The following is a 21578-nucleotide window of genomic DNA, read 5'->3' on the forward strand; positions in this document are numbered from 1 at the left end:
GCTCGGTCAATGGCCCGGCGTTTCACCCTCGTGGCTTTTCATGCGCACCCGGATGACGAGGCTCTGCTGATGGGTGGCACGTTGGCGCGGCTCGCCGCCGAAGGGCATCGCGTCGTGCTCGCGGTCGCCACCGACGGTGAGGCCGGCGCGGCGGCTTCGTCGTACCGGAGTGCAGGACGGCTTGCGGCGTACCGACGGGACGAGCTGGATCGATCCGCGGCGGCGCTGGGGTGTGCGCGGGTGGTGCGGTTCGGGTTCAAGGATTCGGGCTGGCCGGCGGCCGCCGACGGGTTCAGCACGCTCGCGGTCGAGGACGCGGCGGCGCCGCTGATCGAGCTGCTGCGGGAGGAACGGGCCGATGCGCTGACGATCTACGATCCGGCGGGTGGGTACGGACACCCGGACCACCGGCAGGTGCACACGGTCGGGACGTACGCCGCGGCCCGGGCCGGCACGCCGTTGGTGCTTGAGGCAACAATCGACCGGCGCCTGATCCGCCGGCTGATCCGGATCGTGACAACCATCCCCGGCGTACTCCCGGCCGTCAGCGCGGCGGACTACGACCACGCCTACTCCCCCGGTACGGCGATCACACACCGGGTCGACGTACGCGCGTACGCCGCCCAGAAACGGCACTCGTTCGAGGCACACGCCAGTCAGGCCAGCTCTGACGACGGCGCCCGTACGCTCTCGTTGCTGCTCAAACTCCCGCGGTGGCTGTTCCGTCTGATGCTCGGCCACGAGTGGTACGTCGAACACGGCCGCACGCCTGGTACTCCGCTCGACGACGTGTTCGCCAGCCTGCGGTAGCTGCCGCCTGGCACGATGGTCGGGAAGGAGGGTTCGACTTGTCCCCGATACGCAACGCCATCTCACGACTGCGCCGCGCCAGCGTGCGGAGCAGGTCGACCGCTGCCGCGGTGGTCGTCGTGGCGATCGCGATGGCGTTGGGCGCCGCCGTACTCCTCCTGCTGTTGCAGCGGGCGCTGATCACGACGGTGTCCGATGCCGCGGACGGGCGAGCAGCCGACGTTTCCAGTCAGGTCGCAGAAGAGGGCGTCACCGCGCTCAGCACGGATCTGGCCAAGACCACGCGGGCGACCCAGATCATCCAGGTCCTGGATTCCTCCGGGCGGATCGTCGCGGCATCGTCGGCGCGGGCGGAGACCACCGCGCTGACCCAGCTGCGGCCCACCGCTGACACGATCCAGCGCGCCGAGGTCGGTGAGATGCCGCTGCTCGACGACGATCACGACTATCTGGTCGTTGCACGCGGCGTCGAGTACGGCGGCCAGACATACACCGTTGTCGTCGCGTCGTCGATCCAGACCCAGCGCGACACGGTGGCCACGGTGACGAAGTACCTCGCGGTCGGCTTCCCCGTGCTCCTGCTGGTGGTCGGCGCTGCGAGCTGGATGCTGACCGGAAGGGCCCTCGGACCGGTCGAGCGGATCCGCAGGCGGGTGCAGGGCATCGAGTCGAGCGATCTGACCGAGCGGGTCCCGGTCCCGCCGACCGATGACGAGATCGCCCGGTTGGCCGCCACGATGAACGAGATGCTCGACCGTCTGCAGGCGGGCCAGGCCACTCAGCGGCGGTTCGTCGCGGATGCGAGTCACGAGCTCAGGTCCCCGCTGTCGACGGTCGCCGCGGGTCTGGACGTGATCGCGCCGTCTGCGCGCGGCCAGGCGTGGGAGGACCTGCATCGGTTGATGCGTGGCGAGGCCGAGCGGATGCGGCGACTGGTGGAGAACCTGCTACTCCTCGCCAAGGCCGACGATGCAGCCCTGCCGATGCAGCGGGCCGAGGTCGATCTGGACGACCTGGTCGACACCGAAGTACTGCGACTGCGCAGCAACGACCGACTCAAGGTGCTGGCCGACGTCCATCCGGTCCGCGTCCACGGCGACCCGCTCCGGCTCAGCCAGCTGATCCGCAACCTGGTCGAGAACGCCGCTCTCGCCGCGCACACGACTGTGCGGCTCAGCACCACCGAGCAGGACGGTCGGGCAGTGCTCACGATCGAGGACGACGGCGACGGCATCCCGGAGGCCGACCGCCGCCGCGTGTTCGAGCGCTTCGTCCGCCTCGATGCCAGCCGGGCCCGCTCCAGCGGAGGCTCCGGCCTCGGCCTGTCCATCGTCGAGGAGATCATCAAGGCACACGACGGCACGGTCACCCTGACCGCGGCGCCCGCCGGCGGCACCACCGCGACCGTCACGCTTCCGTTGCCGTGAGTGTCGTCTCAGGTTGCTCTCAGCCAGAGGATCGGACACTGGGAACATGCGGGTACTGATTGTCGAGGACGAGATCCCCCTGGCCGAGACCGTGCGTCACGGTCTGACCGAGGACGGCTTCGTCGTCGAGGTGGTCCACAACGGCGAGGACGCGGTCTGGGCCGCGACCGAGCACGCGTACGACGTGATCGTGCTCGACATCATGTTGCCCAAGCTCAACGGCTACAAAGTCCTCGAGCAGATCCGCGAACGCGGTGTCTGGACCCCTGTCCTGATGCTGACCGCGAAGGACGGCGAGTACGACCAGACCGACGCGTTCGATCTCGGCGCCGACGACTATCTCACCAAGCCCTTCAGCTTCCTGATCCTCGTCGCCCGCCTCCGCGCCCTGATCCGCCGCGGCGCCCCCGAGCGCCCGGTCGTGCTGACCGCCGGCGACCTCACCCTCGACCCTGTCCGCCGCCGGGTCGAACGCATGGGCCAGGAAGTCACCCTGACCCGCCGCGAGTACGGTCTCCTCGCCTACCTGATGCGCCACCGCGGCGAGACCGTCAGCAAGACCGAGATCCTCGAGAACGTCTGGGATCCGGCGTTCGATGGTGACCCCAACGTCGTCGAGGTCTATATCCGGTATCTACGCCTCAAGCTCGACGCGCCGTTCGACCGCCACGCCATCGAGACCGTCCGCGGCCTCGGCTACCGCATCGACTCCGACGGCGGCTGAGGCCGTTTCCTGAAGTACACGTGATCAAGCCGTCAGGCGGCGCGGCGGCGGTGCTTGAGTAGTTCGATTCCGATCGGGATCAGTGAGATCACGACGATCAGCGCGATGATCGGGAGCAGGTACTTGTCGATGTTCGGGATCCTGCTGCCGAGAGCGTGGCCGGCCAGCACGAGACCGATCGTCCAGACGACGCCGCCGACGATCTGCCAGCGGGTGAAGACCTTCGCGTCCACCCGCAGCGCGCCGGCCAGCGGGTTCATCACGGTCCGCACGGCGGGGATGAAGCGAGCAAGGACCACGGCACGGCCCACGCCGTACTTCTCGAGCTGATGCCTAGCCCGCGCGGCGGCCTGGGACAGCCGCGGGCGGTCCGGGCGGTCCACGAGCGACGGCCCGGCCCGCCGTCCGATCAGGTACCCGACCTGCGCCCCGGCCAAGGCTCCGATCGGCGCCAGGACGAGGGTCCACGTCAGCGACAGGTGTACGGCGGTGGTCGTGAGCAGGCCGGCGGTGAACAGCAGCGAGTCTCCGGGCAGCACGATGCCGATCAGCAGACCGGTCTCGGCGAACATCACCAGCAAGACGGCGAGTGGACCGAGATGGGTCAGGAGGCTGTTCGGGTCCAACGGATTCATCGGTACGGCTCCGGATCCAAAGTAGGGATGTCGTTCGACCCTAGGAACCGGCTGCTGAGAGGCAGCTGAGCAGACTCAGTCGACGGCCGGCGGGTCCAGGCGGTACCCGTGGCCGCGGAGTGTCACGACGCTCGGAACACGCTCCGGCGGCGTGCCGGTGCGGGTCGCGGCCGCCTCCAGCTGGCGGCGGAGTGAGGCGATCGTCACGTCGAGCGTCTTCGTCGATCCGAACCAGTTCTCGTCCCAGACGGTGGCCATCAAGTCTTCGCGCGACACCGCCGTACCCGCGTTGAGGGCAAGGGTTTCGAGCAGCTCGTACTCCTTGGGCCGGAGTACCAGCTCGTTCGTTCCGAGCCTGCAGCGTCGCGCTGCGGTGTCGACGGTGAGGTCAGCGATCACCACCGGACCGTCGTGCTGGGGAGTCGGCCGGCTGCGCAGGTGCGCGCGCAGCCTCGCGAGCAGCACGGTGAGGCTGAACGGTTTGACCAGGTAGTCGTCGGCCCCGGCGTCGAGGCCGGACACGATGTCGATCTCCTCGCCCCGGGCGGTCAGCATCACCAGCAACAGGCTCGGCAGGTCCGACCGGAGGCGCCGGGCGAGATCGACGCCGTCGGCGTCGGGCAGGCCGAGGTCCAGGAGGACAACCTCGGCCTGCTCCCGGCGCGCGAGTGCCAGGCCGGCCCGCCCGGTGCGCGACCAGAACGTCTGATAGCCGTTGCTGGTGAGCGCACGGTCGAGCAGCCGGCCGATGGCCTCGTCGTCCTCGACCACAACCACGGTTCGCCCGGCCTTCACGCTTGCGACGGTAGGCGCGGTCGACTGAGAGCCGGCTGAGTCACAACTGCCGCAACTCCTCGACGGCCGGTCGGGTCGAACCTTGTGCACTGGCAAGGGCTCCGACTGCGATGGCGACGACGGCAACGATCAAGGTTGCTGCCAGGTAGGTCCAAGGCACCGCCGCCGTGGAGGGCGGTGGATCGAACACGCCGGTCAGCACCTTGATCAGCATCGCTCCCAGCGCCCATGCCACCACCGCACCGCCGATCACCCCGCCGAGTGTCACCGCCAGCGCCTCGCTCAGCACCAGCCCGCGCAGTTGCCCACGCCGAGCCCCGAGCACAGCGGCGATCGCAAAGGTACGGCGACGTTCGGCGAGGCCGAGCGCAAGCACCAGACCGCCGGCGCCGGCTGCGATCAGTACGGCGAAGGCGAGCTCGAACCGGGTCAGGCCGGCCAGGTCGACCGAGGTCAGGCTCGATCCGACCTGCGACCTGCTCTGGGTCAGATCGGTGACCTTCGCCGAGTCCCCCAACTGCTTCCGGACGGCAGCTGCGACGGCCGGCTGGTTCTTGCCGCCGGTGTCCAGCAGGAACGCACCGATCGCGTCGCTGCCGGTCGCCTTGGCAACGTAGTCCGCGTTCGCGACGAAGAAGCTGTCGCGTGGTGCCGTCGGAAACTCCTTCACGATGCCCGCGTAGTGGAACGGGATCGTTCGGAAGGTCTTCGTCCGACTGTCCTGCAGCCGCAGGCGAATCAGATCACCGGGCGCGAGCTGGAAGTCCTTCACGGTTTCGTCGCTGACGAGAATCGAGTCAGGCTGACTCGCCAGCTTCGCCATCAGGCCGTGCGCCGTACCGCCGACGAAGTACGCGTCCTGCAAGGCGGTCGCGTCGGCGATCGTGCCGGGCCGGACACCGTAGAAGTCCTGCAGGTCGGAGCCGACGTACGCCAGACGGTGTTGCAACGGCTCGACCCGCCGAACGCCCGGTACGGCGGCCAGCGCACCGCCCGCAGCCGGGCCGACGATCACGCCGGGCGACTCCGTCACGGTCACATCCGCACCGTTGGACAACAGCGCATCCACCTCTGCCTGCTGCCGGTACGTCGCGTTGAAGGTCGCCGTGGACGCCGCGAATGAGATCGCCAGCGCAAGCAGTACGACGGAACGCACCAGCGGCGTACGTTGCCGCGACATGCTCGCCGCTGTGGTCCGCGCCAACCGACCGGTCATTGGCCGCACCAACACCGTGAGTACGCCGCGTCCGTGAGCCAGCGCCAGCGCGGTGAGACGCCAGAGCAACAATGCCCCGCCGATCCACAGCAGCGCCGGGCCGAAGAACGCCCAGTACGACACCGAGATCGTCGGAACGCCCTCGGGCGCCAGCACCAACGAGTAGTTGTTGCTACTCGACGCACGGAACACCAGCAGCGAGACAGCCAGGCAGATCAGATCAAGCCCGAGCCGCATCCACAACGGACTTCGCACCCGCTCCACCTGCCGCCGTGCCGCGACAACGCTGCTGCTCCGCAGATCCCGCACCGTCGGCAGCAGCACCGTCAGCCCCGCGATCACGAGCCCCACGACGAACGCGATCCCGAACCAGATCACCGTCGCCCGGGTCCCGCCGCCGAACGAAGCGCTACCGAACGCAGCCCGCCCGACGATGCCCGCGGCAACCACTCCAAGCACACCGCCCAAGACACCGACCAGCGCCGCCTCCAGCGCGGCCAGTCCGACCACCCGCCGGATCCCGAATCCGCGCACGCGCAACAGCGCCTGCTCCCGCCGACGCCGTACGGCGCCCGATCCCGCGACCGCGGCCGTGAGCAAGGCAGCGAGCACCGCGCCCGGCAGCCCGAGGCAGAGGAACAGGATCTGCGCGTACGCCGCATCGCTCCGGGCCGCATCAAGCGCGGCCGCGAGATTGTTCCCCACCACAGCCGACCCGGCCGACGCCGCCTCCAGATTGTGGGCCGCACCAACGACCGTGGTGTACGCCGACGCCGGGTCGGGCGGCAGGATCGCGTTACGTTTCGCGTGGATCTGCGTGGTGAGTGCCTGCGGATCGACGTTGGCGATCGGCCCCATCAGCTGGCTGAACCGATCGGTCGCAAGCAGCAGCACGTTGTCCGGCGGAGCGGACGGCTGGGACTGCGGTGGCGCGCCGACCTTCTGGAACAGCGAATCGGCCTGCGGCAGGTCGATCACCCCGTCGACCCTGACCTGCACCGGCGGCAGACCTGGCCTACCGACCGAGATGGTGTCCCCCGGCGATGCGTGCAGGTTCGCAGCGGTCTGCTGGGCGAGCAGTACACCCTCCGACTGCCCGGTCAGCTGCCGGACCTCGCCCGGGAACGACGAGCGATAGTTCTTCGGAATCCCCAGTACGACGCCCGGCCCGGTGGTCTGTGTCGATCCCGCGATCGTCGCCGTGAAGCCGGTCGTACGACCGAACTCGACAGGTACCGCGGTCGCGATCCCCGGCGTCTGCTGGGCGGCAGTCAGCGCGGCGCCCGGATCGCCTCCCGCCTGCACCTCGATCTGCCAGTCCACGGCGACCGTCGCCACGGCACGGCTGGTCATACTCGCCTTCGACGCGGTCAGAAACGCGCCGATCGCGGCGATCAGCGCCACGGACAGTCCGACCCCCGCAGCCGTGGCCAGCAGCCGCCAGGCCCGCCATCGGATCAAGCCACGCAACCACAGTGCCATCAGGCGACACCTTCCCGAGTCGGTACGACGAGACGTCCGTCGTTCATCTGCCAGTGCTCGGCGAGCCGCCGGGCGACCGCCGCATCGTGCGTCGTCACGACCAGGGCCGCGCCGCTCTCTTCCGCCGCAGCGATCAGTACGTCGAGAACGTGCCCACCGGTCTCGGCATCGAGCTGACCGGTCGGCTCATCGGCGAGCAGCAGCCGCGGCCGCAGAGCCAATGCCCGTGCGATCGCCACTCGTTGCGACTGCCCGCCGGACAGCGTGTCCGCAAGCTGATCAGCCAACCCAGCGACGCCGACGGACTCCATCGCGACGACCGCGCGCTCGCCGGCCTCGGCCTCGTCGGTCCCGGTCAGTACGGCGGCAAGCGCGACGTTCTCCGCCACGGTCAGCGCCGGGAGCAGACTCGGGCCTTGGAACACGACGGCGATGTCACGCGAGCGCTCGACCGGACTGTCACCGAGATCCGGCCAGGTAACAGCTCCTCCGGTCGGCAGCTCGAGCCCCGCCATCAGATGCAGCAGCGTCGACTTGCCCGAGCCGGACGACCCCATGATTGCGACTCGCGCGCCGTCCTCGACCTCGCACGTGCACCCGTGGACTGCCACGACCGCCTGATCGCCACGCCCAAACGTCCGCGACGCATCCGCGCATCGAACCAGCGTCATGCGGCGACCCTCCCGTCGGACAGTGCGATCACTCGATCGGCGATCTCGGTCACCGCGGCGCTGTGTGTGACGAGCAGTACGCCGCGTCCGTCGTACGCCCGAGCACGGATCAGGTCCAGCACCAGCTGCTCGGTCTGACCGTCGAGTTCGCCGGTCGGCTCGTCCGCCAGCAGAACGTCCGGGTTGTTGCTCAGGGCCACAGCAAGTCCGGCGCGGGCGAGCTCGCCGCCGGACAGCTCCCGCGGCAGGGCCGCTGCCCGAGCGCGGAGACCGACCTGCTCGAGAAGCTGATCGGGTGTCTGCAGCTCCGTACCCTTCTGGACCAGCCGGATGTTGGCGCTCACGGACAGGTGGGTGATCAGGTTCCCGGACTGCAGTACGACGCCGAGTCGCCGGCTCCGGACCCTCGCCCGCTCCGCCTCGGGCCGATGGCTGATGCGTTCCCCGGAAAGCGTCACGGCACCACCGTCGGGCTCGTCCAGACCCGCCAAACAGGCCAGCAGCGTCGACTTGCCCGAGCCGGACGGACCGACCACGGCCACGACCTCGCCGCGGGCGACGCTCAGGCTGACTCCGCGCAGCGCCAGCGTCTCTTCGTCACCGGATCGGTAGAAGCGGTACAGGTCGCGGCACCACAGCACGTCGTCGGCCATCAGAGCCACCGGACGGAGTCGGAGACGATCTTCCACGGGTCGACGTTGTCCGCGTTCACCGGACCGACCAGCGTCAGCGCCAGCTGTTTGCCGCCTTGAGAGAACAGATAGCGCTCGAAGGCGTCGCGGATCACCTTGCCGGTGACCGGGTCCTGGGCCGAGTCACCCTGATAGGTGATCAGCACGACCTTCCCCGCCGGCCGGGTGATCTCGCTGACCTTGCCCAGAGCGAACCGCGGGACGGTACTGCGGAGCGTCGGGACCACCGTGGCCGTCGCGGACTGCGCCGTCGGTGCGGCGGCCGCGGTCGACGGCATCACCTCGATCCGGTTCAGCTTGTCGGTGAACGAGGTCGTCGTACCGGACGCGCTGCGCGCCCAGCCCTCCGGAACCTTCACGGTGAAGGTCGTTCCGCGGAACGTGACGAACGCCTGGTTGTCCGGGATGTCGCCCGGCGGGTTCGACTCCGTCTCGACCGGCTTGGGCGGCTGGGTCGTCGCCGGCTTCGACGACGGCGCAGAGGTCGCAGGCGCCGACGGCGCGTCAGAAGTCTCGGTCGGACTCGCAGCCGAGCCGGACGAGCCGCCTCCGCTACAGGCCGACAGCAGGACCACAGTCGTCAGGGAGATGGTGAGTACGGACCAGTTCTTCATTGAGTCGACGCTAGAAACGGCCGGGTAACCAGCCGGCCCGACGGAGGTTAGAGGACGGCAAAACCTTCCGGCAGCGCACCTGATCTGCCGTCATGATGGCTTCATGCGGCGTCGTGTCAGCAGGGTCGCCCTTGCGGCGGCTCTCGTCTCACTGATCCTCGTCGCCGTGCCGTTGGCGATCGGCATCCGCATCTCGTTCTTCTCCGACGAACGCACCGAGCTCGAACGCGCAGCGCTGGCCGCCGCCATCCAGGTCGGGCCGGACTTCACCGGCAACGACCCGGTCGAGCTTCCGGCGCCGAGCACTGACGGGCAGCTGGCCGTCTACGACAGTTCCCTCAGGTTGCGAGCAGGCACCGGTCCTCAGGTGGCCGACGATCCGACACGGGCCGGGCTGGCCGGGAAGGTGGTCCAGGCCGAGTCGGGTAGCTCCTTGGTCGTCGCCGTACCGGTCGCGTCGTCGGAACGGGTCATCGGCGTGGTCCGGGCCTCGTCACCGATCAACGCCGTCTGGGCCAGGGTGCTACTCGCCTGGCTGGCCGTGCTCGGGGGTGCCCTCGTGGCCCTCGCGATCGGCGTCGCCGTCGCGACCTGGCAGGCGAAGCGTTTGAGTGCCCCGCTCGAGTCGTTGGCCCGGATCGCGGACCGGGTCGCGGCGGGCGACCTGTCCGCGCGGGCCGAGCCGAGCGGGATCGCGGAGGTCGACGCGCTGGCCAACGCCCAGAACACCATGGTCGAACGGCTGGCCCATGTGCTGGATCACGCCCGGAACTTCGCGGCGGACGCCGCGCATCAACTGCGAACGCCGCTGGCGGGCCTGCGTCTGACCTTGGAGGCAGCGCAGACCGACCCGGCCGCTGATCCTCGGGTCGCCGTCGACGAAGCGTTTCTGCAGACCGGCGAGCTTCAGCGCACCGTCCAGGACGTCCTCGAACTGTCCCAACTGCCGGCCAAAGAACCCCGCGGCCCACTCGGCACGCTGGATGCGCTCTTCGCCGAGATCGAACACCGCTGGCACGGCATGCTCGCCGAGCGCGGTCGGCGGATCGTGTTCAGCGTGGAGGATCCGGTCGGTCACCGGTTCCTCCCCCTCGCCAACTGCCGCCAGATCCTCGACGTCCTCCTCGACAACGCCCGGACCCACGGCCGCGGCACTGTCCGGGTCACCGCCCACGACGTACTCGACACAACCGCAATCGACGTCGAAGACGAAGGCACGATGCCCGCCGACCCCGCGGACATCTTCGCCCGCGGCACCCGCGGGCCGACCGATCGCGGAGCCGGCATCGGTCTTGCTCTGGCCCGCAACCTTGCCGAAGCCTGCGGGAGCCGTCTCGTCCTCGCGTCCTCCTCCCCCACGGCCTTCCGCGTGCTGATCCCGGATGAGTGAAGACGCACGCCTGACCGCGTCAGCCCGGCAGGCTGCCGAGGACCCGGCTGGGTGGGGCGACGAAGCGCTCGACGGGCAACCCCTGCAAGGCCTCGCGCATGGCGGACTCCCATAGCGGTCCCGCCGTACCGGAGCCCGTCGGGTCGGCGATGTCCTGGCCGTTCAGTTGGTGGCCGAACATCAGGTTCGTGTACGGCGGGGTCGCGTCGGCGACCACGGCCGCCGCGGCGAGGTTCGGGGTGTAACCGGAGAACCAGACGGCGAGGTTGTTGTTGATGGTGCCGGTCTTGCCGGCCAGGTCCCAGTTGCCGAAGGACAGGTTGCCGCCGGTGCCGCCCGGCTGCATGACCGCGCTCAGCACCCGGTTCACACCATCGGCGACCCACGGTTGGAGAACCTGCTTGCAGGACTCGGCCGGCGTCGCGATCGCCTTTCCGGCCTGATCGGTGATGGACGTGACCAGCAGCGGCTGGCAGTAGACACCGCGGGCGGCGAAGGTCGCGTACGCATCGGAGAGCATCAGTGGAGTCACGTAGCCGACTCCGAGCGTGAACGACACCACCTGGTCCAGCGGCTTCAGCGTCTGCGCGTTGTACATCCCGAGCTTGGCTGCGATCGTCGCAGGTGCGCACAGTCCGGTCTTCTCGGAAAGTTGCAGGAAGTACGTGTTCACGGAGTACCGGGCCGCGTCGACCATGGTGAAGTCACCGCTCCGGGTCGAGTTCTGCGGCTGGTAGTTCAGGTCCCGGGTGGAGCCGTCGCAGGTCCGGAAGCGGACGCCGCTCAGGTCGATCTGCTGGGGCGAATTGATCTTGTAGTCGATCGGGATGCCCTGCTGGATCGCGGCGGCGATCGTGAACGCCTTCATCGTCGAGCCGTTCTGGAACCCGCCGTACCCGCCGGCGTAGGACTTCTCGACGTTGTAGTTGTACGCCGTCTCGTCGCGGCCCTCGCCGTACGGCTTGCTCTGCACCATCGCCTCGACCAGCCCGGTCCCCGGCTGTACCACGGTGATCGCGGCGATCGTGTTGTCGGTCGGCTTGGTGTGCTCGTCGACCGAGCGCTGCGCGGCCGCCTGGATCCGCGGGTCCAGCGAGGTCCGGATCGTCAGGCCGCCGGTCTTCAGGTCGCGGTCGCGCTCCTGGACGGTGTCGCCGAGCGCCGGATTCTGCAGCAGCTTGGACAGGACGTACTCGCAGTAGAAGGGGTACGGCGAGTTGGCGCAGCCGTTCGGCACGGTGCGCACCTGCGACAGGTCGATCACTGGCGTTCGCATCGCCGTGTTCGCCTCGGCGACCGAGATCACGCCGAGCTGGAGCATCCGCGCGATCACGGTGTCGCGACGGTCCTTGGCCGGCATCGGGTTGCTCACCGGGTCGTAGCCGCTCGGGTTCTTCACGATGCCGGCCAGCATCGCCGCCTCCGGCAGCGTGAGTTGGGAGGCGTTGACGCCGAAGTAGTGCTGGGCGGCCGACTGGACGCCGTACGTCCCGTCGCCGAAGTTGGCCAGATTCAGGTACTTGTCGAGGATCTCGTCCTTGGAGAACTGCTGCTCGACAGCGATCGCGTACCGGAGCTCGGTCAGCTTGCGCTGGTACGTCGGCGCGGTCGCCGCACGCTGCTCGGCCGGCGTACGCGCGTTCTCCAGCAGGGTGAGCTTCACGTACTGCTGGGTGATGCTCGAGCCGCCCTGCTGCGTGCCGTCGGCGTGGTTGCGGATCATCGCCCGCAGCGTGCCCTGCAGGTCGAGCGCGCCGTGCTGGTAGAACCGCGAGTCTTCGATCGCGACGATCGCCTGCCGCATGCTCGGCGCGATCTTGTCCAACCCGACCGGCACCCGGTTCTCGTCGTACAGGGTCGCGATCAGGCTGCCGTCGTCGGCCAGGATCCGCGTCCGCACATCCGGCGGCTGTGCGGTCAGCTGCTGCGGCAACCCGCGCAGCGAGTCCACCACCTCCTCGCTGCCGAACCCTGTCAACCCTGCTAGCGGTACCACCAGCCCGGCGACCAGCGCACCAGCCATCGCACTGACGCCGAACAACCTCGCCAGCAACCGGAATCCACCCCGACCGGTGCGCACTCCCCCAAGCTAGCTCGCGATCCCAGCCCACACACGGCTCTCTCAGCGCCGTCTCATCCAGCACCAGACTGTTGCTTTAAGCAACGGAGTCCTACGAGGGCGCGGCGCTCGGCAGGCGGACCGTCAACGTCGAGGTTCCGGCGATCGTGACCGTGCCGCGGTGGCGTCGGACGATCTCGGCAACGATGGCCAGGCCGAGACCGGCTCCACCGGTTTCGCGACCGCGCGCGCCGTCCAGGCGAACGAACCGGTCGAACACCCGGGCGCGCTCGGACGGCGGGATGCCCGGTCCGTCGTCGGCGACCGTGAGTACGACGGTATCGCCGGCCTCGGCCAGGCCCAGCCTGATCTCGGACCGGGCGTGGCGGGCCGCGTTGCCGGTGAGGTTGCGGATCATCCGGGTCAGCGCCGACTCGTCACCGAGGACCTGGCCGCCCGACACGCCGGACGTCACCACCGCGAGTCCAGTCGCCGAGCGCAATCGACGAGCTTCGGTGATGAGCAGGTCGTCCAGATCGACCGGTGTGTGCGGCAGAACGGCGGGCTGCTCGCCTGAGCTGGCCAGCAGAAGCAGGTCGTCGACGAGTTGCTGCATGCGCACGTCCTCGGCCAGAACCGTTTCCGCCAGCTCTTCCGGTGTTGTTCGCTCGGGATGTGCCGCCGCTACCTCGGCGTGCTGGCGGATCGTGGCGATCGGCGACCGCAGCTCGTGCGCCGCGTCGGAGACGAAGCGCTGCTGAGCCTCGTGGGTGGTCTGGAGCCGGTCGAGCATCCGGTTCATCGTGGCGCCGAGCCGGCCGATCTCGTCCCGGCGAGTGGCCGGGACGCGACGGTGCAGCTCGGTCGCGGAGATCTCGTCGACCTCGCGCCGGATCGCCGTCACGGGCGCGAGCATGCGACCGGTCACGACCCAGGTCACGGCGCCGACGACCAACATCATCAGCGGTACGCCGATCACCAGCACGCGGCGGACGAACCGGGTCGAGTCGAGCACGTCCACCAGCGGACGGCCAACCACGACCTCGTCGCCGCTCGAGGCCTTCGCCGCCGCGAACACGAAGTCTTCGCCGTGGCCGGGCGGCTCGACGGAGACACACTGCGAACCCGGCGACGCCAGAGGTGTGCCGCCGCCCACGAGGCGGCCGGACCGATCTGTCACCTGGACGATCTCGCTGGTGGATGACGACGAGCCTCCACCGGCCACGGCCAGTTGAGCCGCGCGGTCGCGGGCGTCTTGGCAGACCTGATCTGTGAGCACAGAACCGAGCAGCGCGACGAGTATCAAGGCACCCCCGACCAGGGCCAGACCGACCACGAGGACCGCGGCCACTGTCACCCGCGCACGCACGGCTGCTCCTCGAGGCGGTACCCCGATCCTCGCAGGGTGGTGATGGAGCCGTCGCCGAGCTTCCGGCGCAGGCGTCGGACATACACCTCGACGATGTTCGGGTCGCCGTCGAAGTCGTCGTCCCAGAGCTCGGCGAGGATCGTCCGCTTCGACACCACCTGCCCGCGTCGGCGGATCAGGAACTCCAGCAACGACAACTCACGCGCGGTCAGCGCCAGTACGTCGGCGCCGAGCCAGGCCGTCCTCGCCGCGGGATCCAGCCGCAGCTCTCCCGCCTCGATGACACACGGCCGTTCGGCGGCGCCGCGTCGTACCAAGGCTCGCAGCCGGGCGATCAGTACGGCGTACGAGAACGGTTTGGTCAGGTAGTCGTCGGCGCCGTTGTCGAGGGCACGGACCTGGTCGGTGTCCGCGTTCCTTGCCGTCAGCATCAAGATCGGCGTCCAGACCTGCTCGGCGCGGAGCGTCCGGCAGATCGTCAGCCCATCGATCCCGGGCAGCATCAGGTCCAGCAGCACGACGCCGTACGGATGCTCGCGGGCGAGCCACAGCCCGTCCGTGCCGGTCAGCGCGACGTCGACCGCGTACCCCTCGGCCTCCAGGCCGCTGCGCAACCCGGCCGCCAGCCGCGGCTCGTCCTCGACTACGAGTGCCCGCATCACCCACCTCCAGGCGATCCTCCTTCATTCTGGCTGAATCCCGGCTGAATGCAGCGGTTCAGCGAGGGTTCAGCGAGGGTTCAGCCGGCCGGACCTACCGTCGGCCCATGGCTGCCATCGAGGCGATCGACCTCACCAAGCGGTACGGCGCACGCATCGCCGTCGATGCGCTCGCCTTCAGCGCCGAGCCGGGCGAGGTGATCGGCCTGCTCGGGCCGAACGGCGCCGGGAAGACGACCACGATCCGCCTGCTGACGACGATCCTCGAGCCCAGCTCGGGCACCTTCACGGTCGCCGGCACATCAGGCGATCGGCCGGATCGGATCCGGCAGCGGATCGGCGTACTGCCGGAGAGCGCGGGCTATCCCGCTCGTCAGACCGGCTCGGAGTACCTGCAGTATGCCGCGCGACTCTTCGGCCGGAACCGTACTGACGCACGCACGGTGGCCGAGCGATTGCTGGGCGAGGTCGGTCTCGCGGATCGCGGCAACAGCCGGATCTCGACGTACAGCCGTGGGATGCGCCAACGGCTGGGGATCGCCAGGGCTTTGGTCAACGATCCGGTCGTCGTGTTCCTCGACGAACCGACACTCGGCCTGGATCCGGCCGGTCAACGGGAGATCCTTGCGACGATCAGCGATATCGCGGGCCGCCGCGGCGCGACTGTGGTGCTGTCGACGCACACGCTGACCGAGGTCGAGGAAGTCTGTGGCGCCGTGATCATCCTCGACCACGGACAGCTCCGCGCCAGCGGCCCGATCGACGAGGTCGTCGCCGGTACGGGCAGCCTGAGGACGACGTTCCTCGCGCTGACCGAGAACCCCGGCGGCCAGTCATGACGGCCTGGCACGTGGTCGCCGAACGCGAGAGCCGGGACCTCTGGATCGGGGGACGCGGTCCGGTCCTGGCGTTCGGGTTCAGTGTGCTGCTCAGCGCGATGACGTACCTGGCCGCGACCAACCGGGCGATGAACTTCCTCGAACGGCGGGAGGCGGTGAACCTCACGGTCCAGGTCGCCCTGGCCGTCGGGGTCCTGCTCACCGTCGTGGTCAACGCGGACGCGATCAGCGGCGAACGCGAACGCGGAACCCTGGAAAGCCTCCTCCTGACCCCGGCCTCCCGGCGGGCGATCGTGCTCGGCAAACTCATGGCCGCGTCGACCATGTGGCTCGCCTGCCTGATCGTCACACTCCCTTACCTGTGGGTCCTCGGCGGCGCCGGGTCGGCCACCGTTCTCGCCCTCACCGTCGGGACGCTGGTCGCGATCGGGCTCGGCGGTATCGGCCTGCTCTTCAGCGCCTGGTCCAACTCGAACAAGGCCAGCCTCGCCGGCGGCCTCCTCCTGCTCCTCGTGCTGTTCGCCCCGACCCAGCTTCCCGCGTTGCCGAAGACCGGATTCGGCCAGGCACTGACCCGGATCAACCCGATCGGATCAGCTCTGCATTACATGTCGCCGATCATCGTCAACCGCCGCAGCTGGACGCACGATCTCAGCTACCTCGTCGCGCCGACGGTGATCGCCATTGTCGTGCTCGCCGCTCTGATCGGCTTCGCCCCACGACTCGTCCGACTGACAGCAGGCTCGCGATGAACATCCTCAATCTGCTCGCGACAGTCCTGCTCGCGAACCCCACCGTGACCATGAACCACGACGAACTCACCGCACGGCTGGGCCAAACCCTCACCGTCGAATCGGTCGTCAACAGCCCCGGCGCGGCCATCGCCCACCTCAACGTCGTCAGCCTCGACGGCGTGTACGTCGACCTCGAGGACTGGACCCAGGACGTCGCCCAACCCGTACCGGCCGGCGGCGAGACCCAGCTCGACTGGGAGTTCCAGGCTGTCAACCCGGGCCACTTCGCGGTCTACGTCGTACTCATCCCCCGGAACGGCGCCCTCGTCGCCGGCCCGGCGGTACACGTCACCGTCGCCCCACGCCAGAACCTCGACACCACCGGCGCACTGACGGTCGCCATCGCCGTACCACTCCTCCTCGGCGCCGGCGTCCTGCTCAGCCACCGGAGAACCCGATGAACACCCACGTACTGTCCGTCGATCAGCTGCCGATGGCGTTCTTCAGTTGGGTGGCGAAGAAGCGCTCGACGGTCGGGAGGATCCTGCGGCCGGAGTGAGCGACGCCGTCGACGAGGTCGAAGGTGATGTCGAGGCCGTGGGAGCGGTAGTTCTGCTCCAAGGTGCGGAGCCGCTCGATCCGGGTGGTGCCGGTGAGTTCGGCGCCGTCCATCCAGTTCGACTCGCCGCGGTTCATGATCTCCCAGGTCTCGATGTCCTCGGAGCCGACGACGAGCTGGATCGGGACCCGGCGGAGCGCGTCGAAGTCGATCGACTGACCGAACCGCTCCTCGAAACCCTTCGTACCGAGCCACCACGGCAGGCTGTCGTCCAGTTGGGTGATCCGGCCGGGTGCGCCGATCGATGCAGCGGCCAGACGGTCCGGATGCAGGTAGAGGAACCGGTGGGCGAACTGCCCGCCGCCGGAGAAGCCGTGCAGGTAGAACCGCTCGGCCGCGACCGGGAACCGCTCCGCCACCTCGTCCACGATCGCCAGCAGCATCCGGTCGAAGCGGATCCCCTGGTACTCGATGAACTTGAAGTTGTGCAGGTCGGCCGGATCGACCAGCCCGGCCGGGAAGATCGGCGTCAGTACGACGACGCCGTACTCCTCGGCGAAGTCCGCCGACTGGTCGCGGTAGTTGGTCGCGGACCGCGCCGTACCGTGCTGGATCACGACCAGCGGCACGCGCTCGTCGCCGGTCAGCCGGCGTGGAACGTAGAGGCAGTAGTGCAGCCGCGGATCGATCCGGGACGCGAAGATCGGGGTCTTGCCGCGTTGGTAGACGGTCGCGGTGTCAGTCATGGGAGTCCTCGATTCACCGACCTGTCCGGTCGGCCTGCTCGCTGATCTGGTTGGTTCGGTCGCGGCCGGCTTCGGTCGCGGCCATGACGGCGCCGCGGACACCGGCCTTCTCGAGTTCGCGGATGGCGGTGATGGTGGTGCCGCCCGGACTGCTCACGGCCGCGCGTAGGTGCACCGGGTCGTCGCCCGAGTCGCGGAGCATGGCCGCGGCACCGACTGCCGTCTGGATCACCATCTCCTCGGACAACGCGCGGGGCAGTCCGAGGAGTACGCCGGCGTCGATCAGCGCCTCGGCGAAGTAGAAGAAGAACGCCGGGCCGCTGCCGGAGAAGGCTGTGATTGCGTTCAGCTGCGTTTCGGGGACGCGGACGACCTTGCCGACTGCTCGGAGGAGGGATTCGGCGCGGTCCAAGTGTGTGTCCTCGGCGTATGCGCCTGCGCTGATCGCGGTGATGGCTTGGCCGACCGAGGCTGCCGTATTCGGCATCGCGCGTACGACGGGTGTCTTCGGCAGGTCGCTCTCGACGCGCGCCGTGCTGACGCCGCCGATGACCGAGATGACGAGGTGGTCGGGCGTCAGGTGCTCGGCGAGCCGGGGCAGCAGGTCCTCGATGTGGTACGGCTTCACCATGAGGACCACGGTGTCTGACGCTCGGACGGCCTCGGCCAGCTCGGGGGTCGAGACGCCGAAGCGCTCGCGCAGGTACGCCGCTCTGTCGGGCAGCTGCTCGACCACAGAGATCTGGTCCCGATCGACGAGCGGGGTATCGCCGTCGAGCAGCCCGGACAGGAGGGCAGCGCAGATGTTGCCGCCGCCAACGATCGCGAGTCCCTTCATCGCAGCACGAACCCGGTGCCGAGCGGATCGCTGGGGTCCAGCGTGAAGGTGGCACGGCCGGTCTCGTAGGCCATACCGGCCACCTCGGTGATCACCGCGTCATGCCCGTCCGCCTGGACCTGTTCGAGCACCCGGCCCAGGAACGTCGTACCGACGATCGATTCGTGCCGCAGCGTTCGCCCGATCGGCAGCCGGCCGTCCGCGGCCAGCAGGGCGATCCGCGCGGACGTACCCGATCCGCAGGGCGAGCGATCGAGCTCGCCGTCCGCGAAGATCGTGACGTTGCGCTGGTGCGGACCGTCCGCATCGTCGCCGAGATCGTCGTACAAGATCGTGCCGTAGATGCCGTCGAGGCGGCTGTCGCTGGGATGGCGGGCCCACTCGGTGTCGTTCAAGGCCCACTTGATCTCGCGCCCGATGCTGATCAGGTCGGCGGTGTGCTCGGGTGCCACGGCAAGGCCGAGCGATCGCGCCGGGACGAAGGCGTACAGGGCGCCTCCGTAGCTGATGTCGACGTGCACCTCACCCCGGCTGGTCTTCACCTCGACGTCGCGCGCCACGACGTACGACGGGATGTTCTGGAACGCCACCTGCTGCACCTCGCCGCCCGCACACGTGACCCGTGCGACGACCCGGCCGGAAGGTACGTCGATGACGACGTCCGTGTCGCCGTCCGCCGCGGCCTCCACCTGCCCGGTACGCACCGCCCAGGCGCCGAGCGCGATCGTGCCGTGTCCGCAAGCCGTGGAGTAGCCGTCCTTGTGCCAGAACAGAACCCCGAGGTCCGCCCCGTCGTCATCGGCCGGCACCAGGAATCCGCCGTACATGTCGGCGTGGCCACGCGGCTCGTTGACCAGCAGTTGCCGTACGGCGTCGACCTCGGCCGACTGCTGCGCGTACGACCGCCGATCCAGCACGCTCACGCCAGGAATCTCAGGCACTCCCGCCGTCACGATCCGGAACGGCTCGCCCGCGGTGTGATAGTCGGTCACGCTGATCAGGTCCATCGGTCTCTCGCTTTCTGGAACGCCGCAATGAAGTACTCGACCTCGGTAGCAGACCAGATCAGCGGCGGCCGGATCTTCAGCACTCCCCCACCCGGTCCGGTCGTGCCGACGAGTACGCCGTACTCCCGCAACCGCTCGGCGAAGTCCGGAGCATCCGGCAACTCCACCCCCACGATCAGTCCCTGCCCACGCGCCGGAGTACCCAGCTCGGCCAGCCCGGCGCGCAGTAAGTCGCCGATCTCACCCGACCGCGCAACCAAGCCCCGCTCCTCGATCACATCGAGCACCGTGAGCGCCGCGACGCACGACACCGGATTGCCGGCGAACGTGCTGAAGAACTCGTCGACCGCCGCGAAGCGCTCCGCGATCTCCCGGCGCGTGATCAGCGCCGCGACCGGATGCCCGTTACCCATCGGCTTGCCCAGCGTGACGAAGTCCGGCGTCAGCCCGAAGTCGAGGAACCGCCACAGATTCCGGCCACCACGCCCGAACCCGGCCTGCACCTCGTCCGCCAGGAACAACCCGCCGGCTTCTCGTACTTCGTCCTGCAACCCGCGCATGAAGTCGTCGCCGGGCGTCAGGATCCCCGCACTGCTGAACACACTGTCGACCGCGAGCAACGCGACCTCATGCCCGGCCAGGCGCAGCTCGTCGTACCCGGCGCGCACCCGCTCGCGCGCATCTGCGCCGGTTGGCTGCTCACCGTCCGCGGACAGCCGCGGTGCCTCGAAGATCCCCACGTGCGTAGGTCGCGCAGACGATGGGTAGGTGTTCGTCGACCAGGCAGCCGTGGCCTCGCTGACCCCGTGGTACGCGAGGTCTGCGACGAGCACTCCCGACCGGCCGGTCGCGATGCGAGCCATCCGCCAGGCGAGGTCGTTCGCCTCACTGCCCGAGTTGACGAACACGCAGGTGTCCAGTCCGTCCGGCATCGTCGTGACGAGTCGCTCGGCGAGCTCGACAGCATGTGGATGCAGGTAGCGCGAGTTCAGATTGAGTATCGCGGCCTGTCGTGAGATCGCTTGTACGACGGCCGGATGCGCGTGGCCGACGACCGGAACGTTGTTGTAGGCATCGAGATACCGCCGCCCGTCGGCCGTGGACACCCAGGCCCCGGCCGCCCGCACGACCTGCAGAGGCTCCCGGTAGAACAGCGGCGAGAGATCACCACCGAGGGCTGCGCGCCGTCGCGGCAGCAGCGTGGGGTCGGCCACGGTCGTGACGCGCGACGTACCGCAGAGATGATGGAAACGGTCGGCGAGGTCGGTCAGCGCCGCCCACTCGTCCAGGATCCGCCAGCTACCGGTGACGAGGCTGGTCAGGTACTCCTCGTTGTCCGGGTACAGCGGCGCCCGCCAGGCCGAGATCAGGATGCTCGCGGCCGAGCGCGCCAGCACCAACTCGCCGATCAGCTCGACCTCCGCGGGGTCGAGCGGCAGGACGCGCTGGTACGCGTCCAGGAACTGCCGGGCGTCACCCCAGAGATCGTCGGACTCGCGCAGCAACGACGTCAGGCTGATCGCGAGGTCGCAGACCCTGGCGGTGTGGTGCATGTCCCCGAAGTCGATCACGCCGGTGATCCGTCCGTCCCCGATCAGGACGTTGCTCAGCGTCAGGTCCCCGTGCAACACCGATGCCGGCAACCCACGGGTCGCGTCCTCGAGCCCGGCGAACCGTTCGAGCAGGTCACGCAACTGCGTCCGACGGCTTTCGTCCGGCACACTCTCGACGTATCCGCCCAGATCGACGACCAGCCGGGGATCCCAGTCGAGCTTGCGGTACGCCGCCGGGTGGCCGAACCCCTGGAGCGCCCGGGCGAACTCCGCACAGACCGTCCCGAACTCAGCCGCGAACCACGACGGAAGTGCGGTCAGATCCGCGTCCGCACCGGGCAGGACCGTGATGACGCGAACCTGATGGACGCGCCCATCAGCGGCTTCGAGGGTGGCGATCGGTTCGCCGGCGGTCGTGGGCAGGAGCCGGGGTATCGGGAGGTCCGGAGCGACTGCCTCCACGTGCTGCATCGCGGCGCACTCCATCGCGATCTGGCCGGCGTCGTCGCCCGAGTTGGAGACCTTCACCACCAGGTCCGTACCGGCCAGGAAGTTCCGGTCGCGTTCACTCCGCAACTCGGTCAGGCGCGCGGTGACGCCGTACGTCTCGAGTAGCGACTGTGAAACCGTCGGGGTGTCGACCGCCGGCGGATCGGCGACCATGCTCGGGGTCCGTTCCGGCGTCACGTCCACGGCAACTCCTTCGTCCGCGCAGGTGGAACAGCAGCGCCCCGCGGCTTGAGCACGTACGCGGGGCAC

General features: G+C 69.0%; 20 protein-coding genes. 7 read left to right on the forward strand and 13 right to left on the reverse strand.

The window, feature by feature from the left end; translation table 11 throughout:
- Positions 1-9 precede the first annotated feature (9 nt).
- From FDA38_RS27920 to FDA38_RS27930, 3 genes are read left to right on the forward strand one after another with little or no spacing between them, the layout of a single operon-like run.
- Positions 10-810, forward strand: coding sequence for a PIG-L deacetylase family protein (locus FDA38_RS27920; protein WP_137257110.1), 801 nt, complete (start codon positions 10-12; stop codon positions 808-810).
- Positions 811-848: 38 nt separating this feature from the next.
- Positions 849-2237: a sensor histidine kinase gene (locus FDA38_RS27925; protein ID WP_137257111.1), complete on the forward strand. Its 1389-nt coding sequence runs from the start codon at positions 849-851 to the stop codon at positions 2235-2237.
- A 46-nt stretch (positions 2238-2283) separates the two neighbouring features.
- Positions 2284-2961 carry a response regulator transcription factor gene (locus FDA38_RS27930; RefSeq protein WP_137257112.1) on the forward strand — a complete coding sequence of 226 codons (678 nt, stop codon included), beginning with the start codon at positions 2284-2286 and terminating at the stop codon, positions 2959-2961.
- Between the two features lie 32 nt (positions 2962-2993).
- On the opposite strand, the gene FDA38_RS27935 is transcribed toward FDA38_RS27930, so the two are convergent.
- The 6 genes from FDA38_RS27935 to FDA38_RS27960 form a co-directional block, all read right to left on the reverse strand.
- Positions 2994-3596, reverse strand: coding sequence for a DedA family protein (locus tag FDA38_RS27935; RefSeq protein WP_137257113.1), 603 nt, complete (start codon positions 3594-3596; stop codon positions 2994-2996).
- A 75-nt stretch (positions 3597-3671) separates the two neighbouring features.
- On the reverse strand, positions 3672-4391 hold the full coding sequence (locus FDA38_RS27940) for a response regulator transcription factor (protein ID WP_137257114.1): 720 nt from the start codon (positions 4389-4391) through the stop codon (positions 3672-3674).
- A 40-nt stretch (positions 4392-4431) separates the two neighbouring features.
- Positions 4432-7089: an ABC transporter permease gene (locus FDA38_RS27945; RefSeq protein WP_202877860.1), complete on the reverse strand. Its 2658-nt coding sequence runs from the start codon at positions 7087-7089 to the stop codon at positions 4432-4434.
- On the reverse strand, positions 7089-7760 hold the full coding sequence (locus FDA38_RS27950; RefSeq protein ID WP_137257116.1) for an ABC transporter ATP-binding protein: 672 nt from the start codon (positions 7758-7760) through the stop codon (positions 7089-7091). The genes FDA38_RS27945 and FDA38_RS27950 overlap by 1 nt, the downstream gene beginning before the upstream one ends.
- Positions 7757-8449: an ABC transporter ATP-binding protein gene (locus FDA38_RS27955; RefSeq protein ID WP_233714966.1), complete on the reverse strand. Its 693-nt coding sequence runs from the start codon at positions 8447-8449 to the stop codon at positions 7757-7759. The genes FDA38_RS27950 and FDA38_RS27955 overlap by 4 nt, the downstream gene beginning before the upstream one ends.
- The gene (locus tag FDA38_RS27960; RefSeq protein ID WP_137257118.1) at positions 8413-9066 is read right to left on the reverse strand and encodes a hypothetical protein; all 654 of its coding nucleotides are present in this window, start codon (positions 9064-9066) and stop codon (positions 8413-8415) included. Before FDA38_RS27960 ends, FDA38_RS27955 begins: the two co-directional genes overlap by 37 nt.
- 103 nt (positions 9067-9169) lie before the next feature.
- Between FDA38_RS27960 and FDA38_RS27965 the strand changes: the two genes are divergently transcribed.
- On the forward strand, positions 9170-10456 hold the full coding sequence (locus FDA38_RS27965; protein WP_137257119.1) for a sensor histidine kinase: 1287 nt from the start codon (positions 9170-9172) through the stop codon (positions 10454-10456).
- A 19-nt stretch (positions 10457-10475) separates the two neighbouring features.
- On the opposite strand, the gene FDA38_RS27970 is transcribed toward FDA38_RS27965, so the two are convergent.
- The 3 genes from FDA38_RS27970 to FDA38_RS27980 form a co-directional block, all read right to left on the reverse strand.
- The gene (locus tag FDA38_RS27970; protein WP_233714967.1) at positions 10476-12536 is read right to left on the reverse strand and encodes a transglycosylase domain-containing protein; all 2061 of its coding nucleotides are present in this window, start codon (positions 12534-12536) and stop codon (positions 10476-10478) included.
- A 91-nt stretch (positions 12537-12627) separates the two neighbouring features.
- A complete protein-coding gene (locus FDA38_RS27975) occupies positions 12628-13884 on the reverse strand; it encodes a sensor histidine kinase (RefSeq protein WP_202877861.1) in 1257 nt (418 codons plus the stop codon).
- A complete protein-coding gene (locus FDA38_RS27980; protein ID WP_137257120.1) occupies positions 13869-14543 on the reverse strand; it encodes a response regulator transcription factor in 675 nt (224 codons plus the stop codon). Before FDA38_RS27980 ends, FDA38_RS27975 begins: the two co-directional genes overlap by 16 nt.
- Positions 14544-14650: 107 nt before the next feature.
- On the opposite strand from FDA38_RS27980, the gene FDA38_RS27985 reads away from it, so the two are divergent.
- Genes FDA38_RS27985 through FDA38_RS27995 form a run of 3 tightly spaced genes read left to right on the forward strand, consistent with a single transcriptional unit; the run spans position 14651 to position 16577 of the window.
- Positions 14651-15382 carry an ABC transporter ATP-binding protein gene (locus FDA38_RS27985; protein WP_137257121.1) on the forward strand — a complete coding sequence of 244 codons (732 nt, stop codon included), beginning with the start codon at positions 14651-14653 and terminating at the stop codon, positions 15380-15382.
- Positions 15379-16134 (forward strand): ABC transporter permease, encoded by a 756-nt coding sequence (locus FDA38_RS27990; protein WP_137257122.1) that lies wholly within the window; start codon positions 15379-15381, stop codon positions 16132-16134. The genes FDA38_RS27985 and FDA38_RS27990 overlap by 4 nt, the downstream gene beginning before the upstream one ends.
- Positions 16131-16577, forward strand: coding sequence for a hypothetical protein (locus tag FDA38_RS27995; protein ID WP_137257123.1), 447 nt, complete (start codon positions 16131-16133; stop codon positions 16575-16577). Before FDA38_RS27990 ends, FDA38_RS27995 begins: the two co-directional genes overlap by 4 nt.
- Before the next feature lie 22 nt (positions 16578-16599).
- Here the strand turns inward: FDA38_RS27995 and FDA38_RS28000 are convergent, their stop codons facing one another.
- Genes FDA38_RS28000 through FDA38_RS28015 form a run of 4 tightly spaced genes read right to left on the reverse strand, consistent with a single transcriptional unit; the run spans position 16600 to position 21512 of the window.
- Entirely contained in the window at positions 16600-17421 is an 822-nt protein-coding gene (locus FDA38_RS28000) for a PHB depolymerase family esterase (RefSeq protein ID WP_137257124.1), read from the reverse strand.
- Positions 17422-17434: 13 nt separating this feature from the next.
- Positions 17435-18259 (reverse strand): pyrroline-5-carboxylate reductase, encoded by an 825-nt coding sequence (gene proC / locus FDA38_RS28005; RefSeq protein WP_137257125.1) that lies wholly within the window; start codon positions 18257-18259, stop codon positions 17435-17437.
- Entirely contained in the window at positions 18256-19266 is a 1011-nt protein-coding gene (locus FDA38_RS28010) for a proline racemase family protein (RefSeq protein WP_137257126.1), read from the reverse strand. The genes proC and FDA38_RS28010 overlap by 4 nt, the downstream gene beginning before the upstream one ends.
- Positions 19257-21512 carry an aminotransferase class III-fold pyridoxal phosphate-dependent enzyme gene (locus FDA38_RS28015; protein WP_137257127.1) on the reverse strand — a complete coding sequence of 752 codons (2256 nt, stop codon included), beginning with the start codon at positions 21510-21512 and terminating at the stop codon, positions 19257-19259. The genes FDA38_RS28010 and FDA38_RS28015 overlap by 10 nt, the downstream gene beginning before the upstream one ends.
- Positions 21513-21578 lie beyond the last annotated feature (66 nt).

The organism is Kribbella jiaozuonensis, from assembly GCF_005233875.1.
Classification (GTDB): domain Bacteria; phylum Actinomycetota; class Actinomycetes; order Propionibacteriales; family Kribbellaceae; genus Kribbella; species Kribbella jiaozuonensis.

Excerpts from the sequence above, each read along its gene's own strand:
- FDA38_RS28010 (WP_137257126.1), bottom strand. The coding sequence starts at position 19,266 with ATGGACCTGATCAGCGTGACCGACTATCACACCGCGGGCGAGCCGTTC.
- FDA38_RS27960 (WP_137257118.1), bottom strand. The coding sequence starts at position 9,066 with ATGAAGAACTGGTCCGTACTCACCATCTCCCTGACGACTGTGGTCCTG.
- FDA38_RS27985 (WP_137257121.1), top strand. The coding sequence starts at position 14,651 with ATGGCTGCCATCGAGGCGATCGACCTCACCAAGCGGTACGGCGCACGC.
- FDA38_RS27930 (WP_137257112.1), top strand. The coding sequence starts at position 2,284 with ATGCGGGTACTGATTGTCGAGGACGAGATCCCCCTGGCCGAGACCGTG.
- FDA38_RS27980 (WP_137257120.1), bottom strand. The coding sequence starts at position 14,543 with ATGCGGGCACTCGTAGTCGAGGACGAGCCGCGGCTGGCGGCCGGGTTG.
- FDA38_RS27965 (WP_137257119.1), top strand. The coding sequence starts at position 9,170 with ATGCGGCGTCGTGTCAGCAGGGTCGCCCTTGCGGCGGCTCTCGTCTCA.
- FDA38_RS27995 (WP_137257123.1), top strand. The coding sequence starts at position 16,131 with ATGAACATCCTCAATCTGCTCGCGACAGTCCTGCTCGCGAACCCCACC.
- proC (WP_137257125.1), bottom strand. The coding sequence starts at position 18,259 with ATGAAGGGACTCGCGATCGTTGGCGGCGGCAACATCTGCGCTGCCCTC.
- FDA38_RS27990 (WP_137257122.1), top strand. The coding sequence starts at position 15,379 with ATGACGGCCTGGCACGTGGTCGCCGAACGCGAGAGCCGGGACCTCTGG.
- FDA38_RS27920 (WP_137257110.1), top strand. The coding sequence starts at position 10 with ATGGCCCGGCGTTTCACCCTCGTGGCTTTTCATGCGCACCCGGATGAC.
- FDA38_RS27950 (WP_137257116.1), bottom strand. The coding sequence starts at position 7,760 with ATGACGCTGGTTCGATGCGCGGATGCGTCGCGGACGTTTGGGCGTGGC.
- FDA38_RS28000 (WP_137257124.1), bottom strand. The coding sequence starts at position 17,421 with ATGACTGACACCGCGACCGTCTACCAACGCGGCAAGACCCCGATCTTC.
- FDA38_RS27945 (WP_202877860.1), bottom strand. The coding sequence starts at position 7,089 with ATGGCACTGTGGTTGCGTGGCTTGATCCGATGGCGGGCCTGGCGGCTG.
- FDA38_RS27935 (WP_137257113.1), bottom strand. The coding sequence starts at position 3,596 with ATGAATCCGTTGGACCCGAACAGCCTCCTGACCCATCTCGGTCCACTC.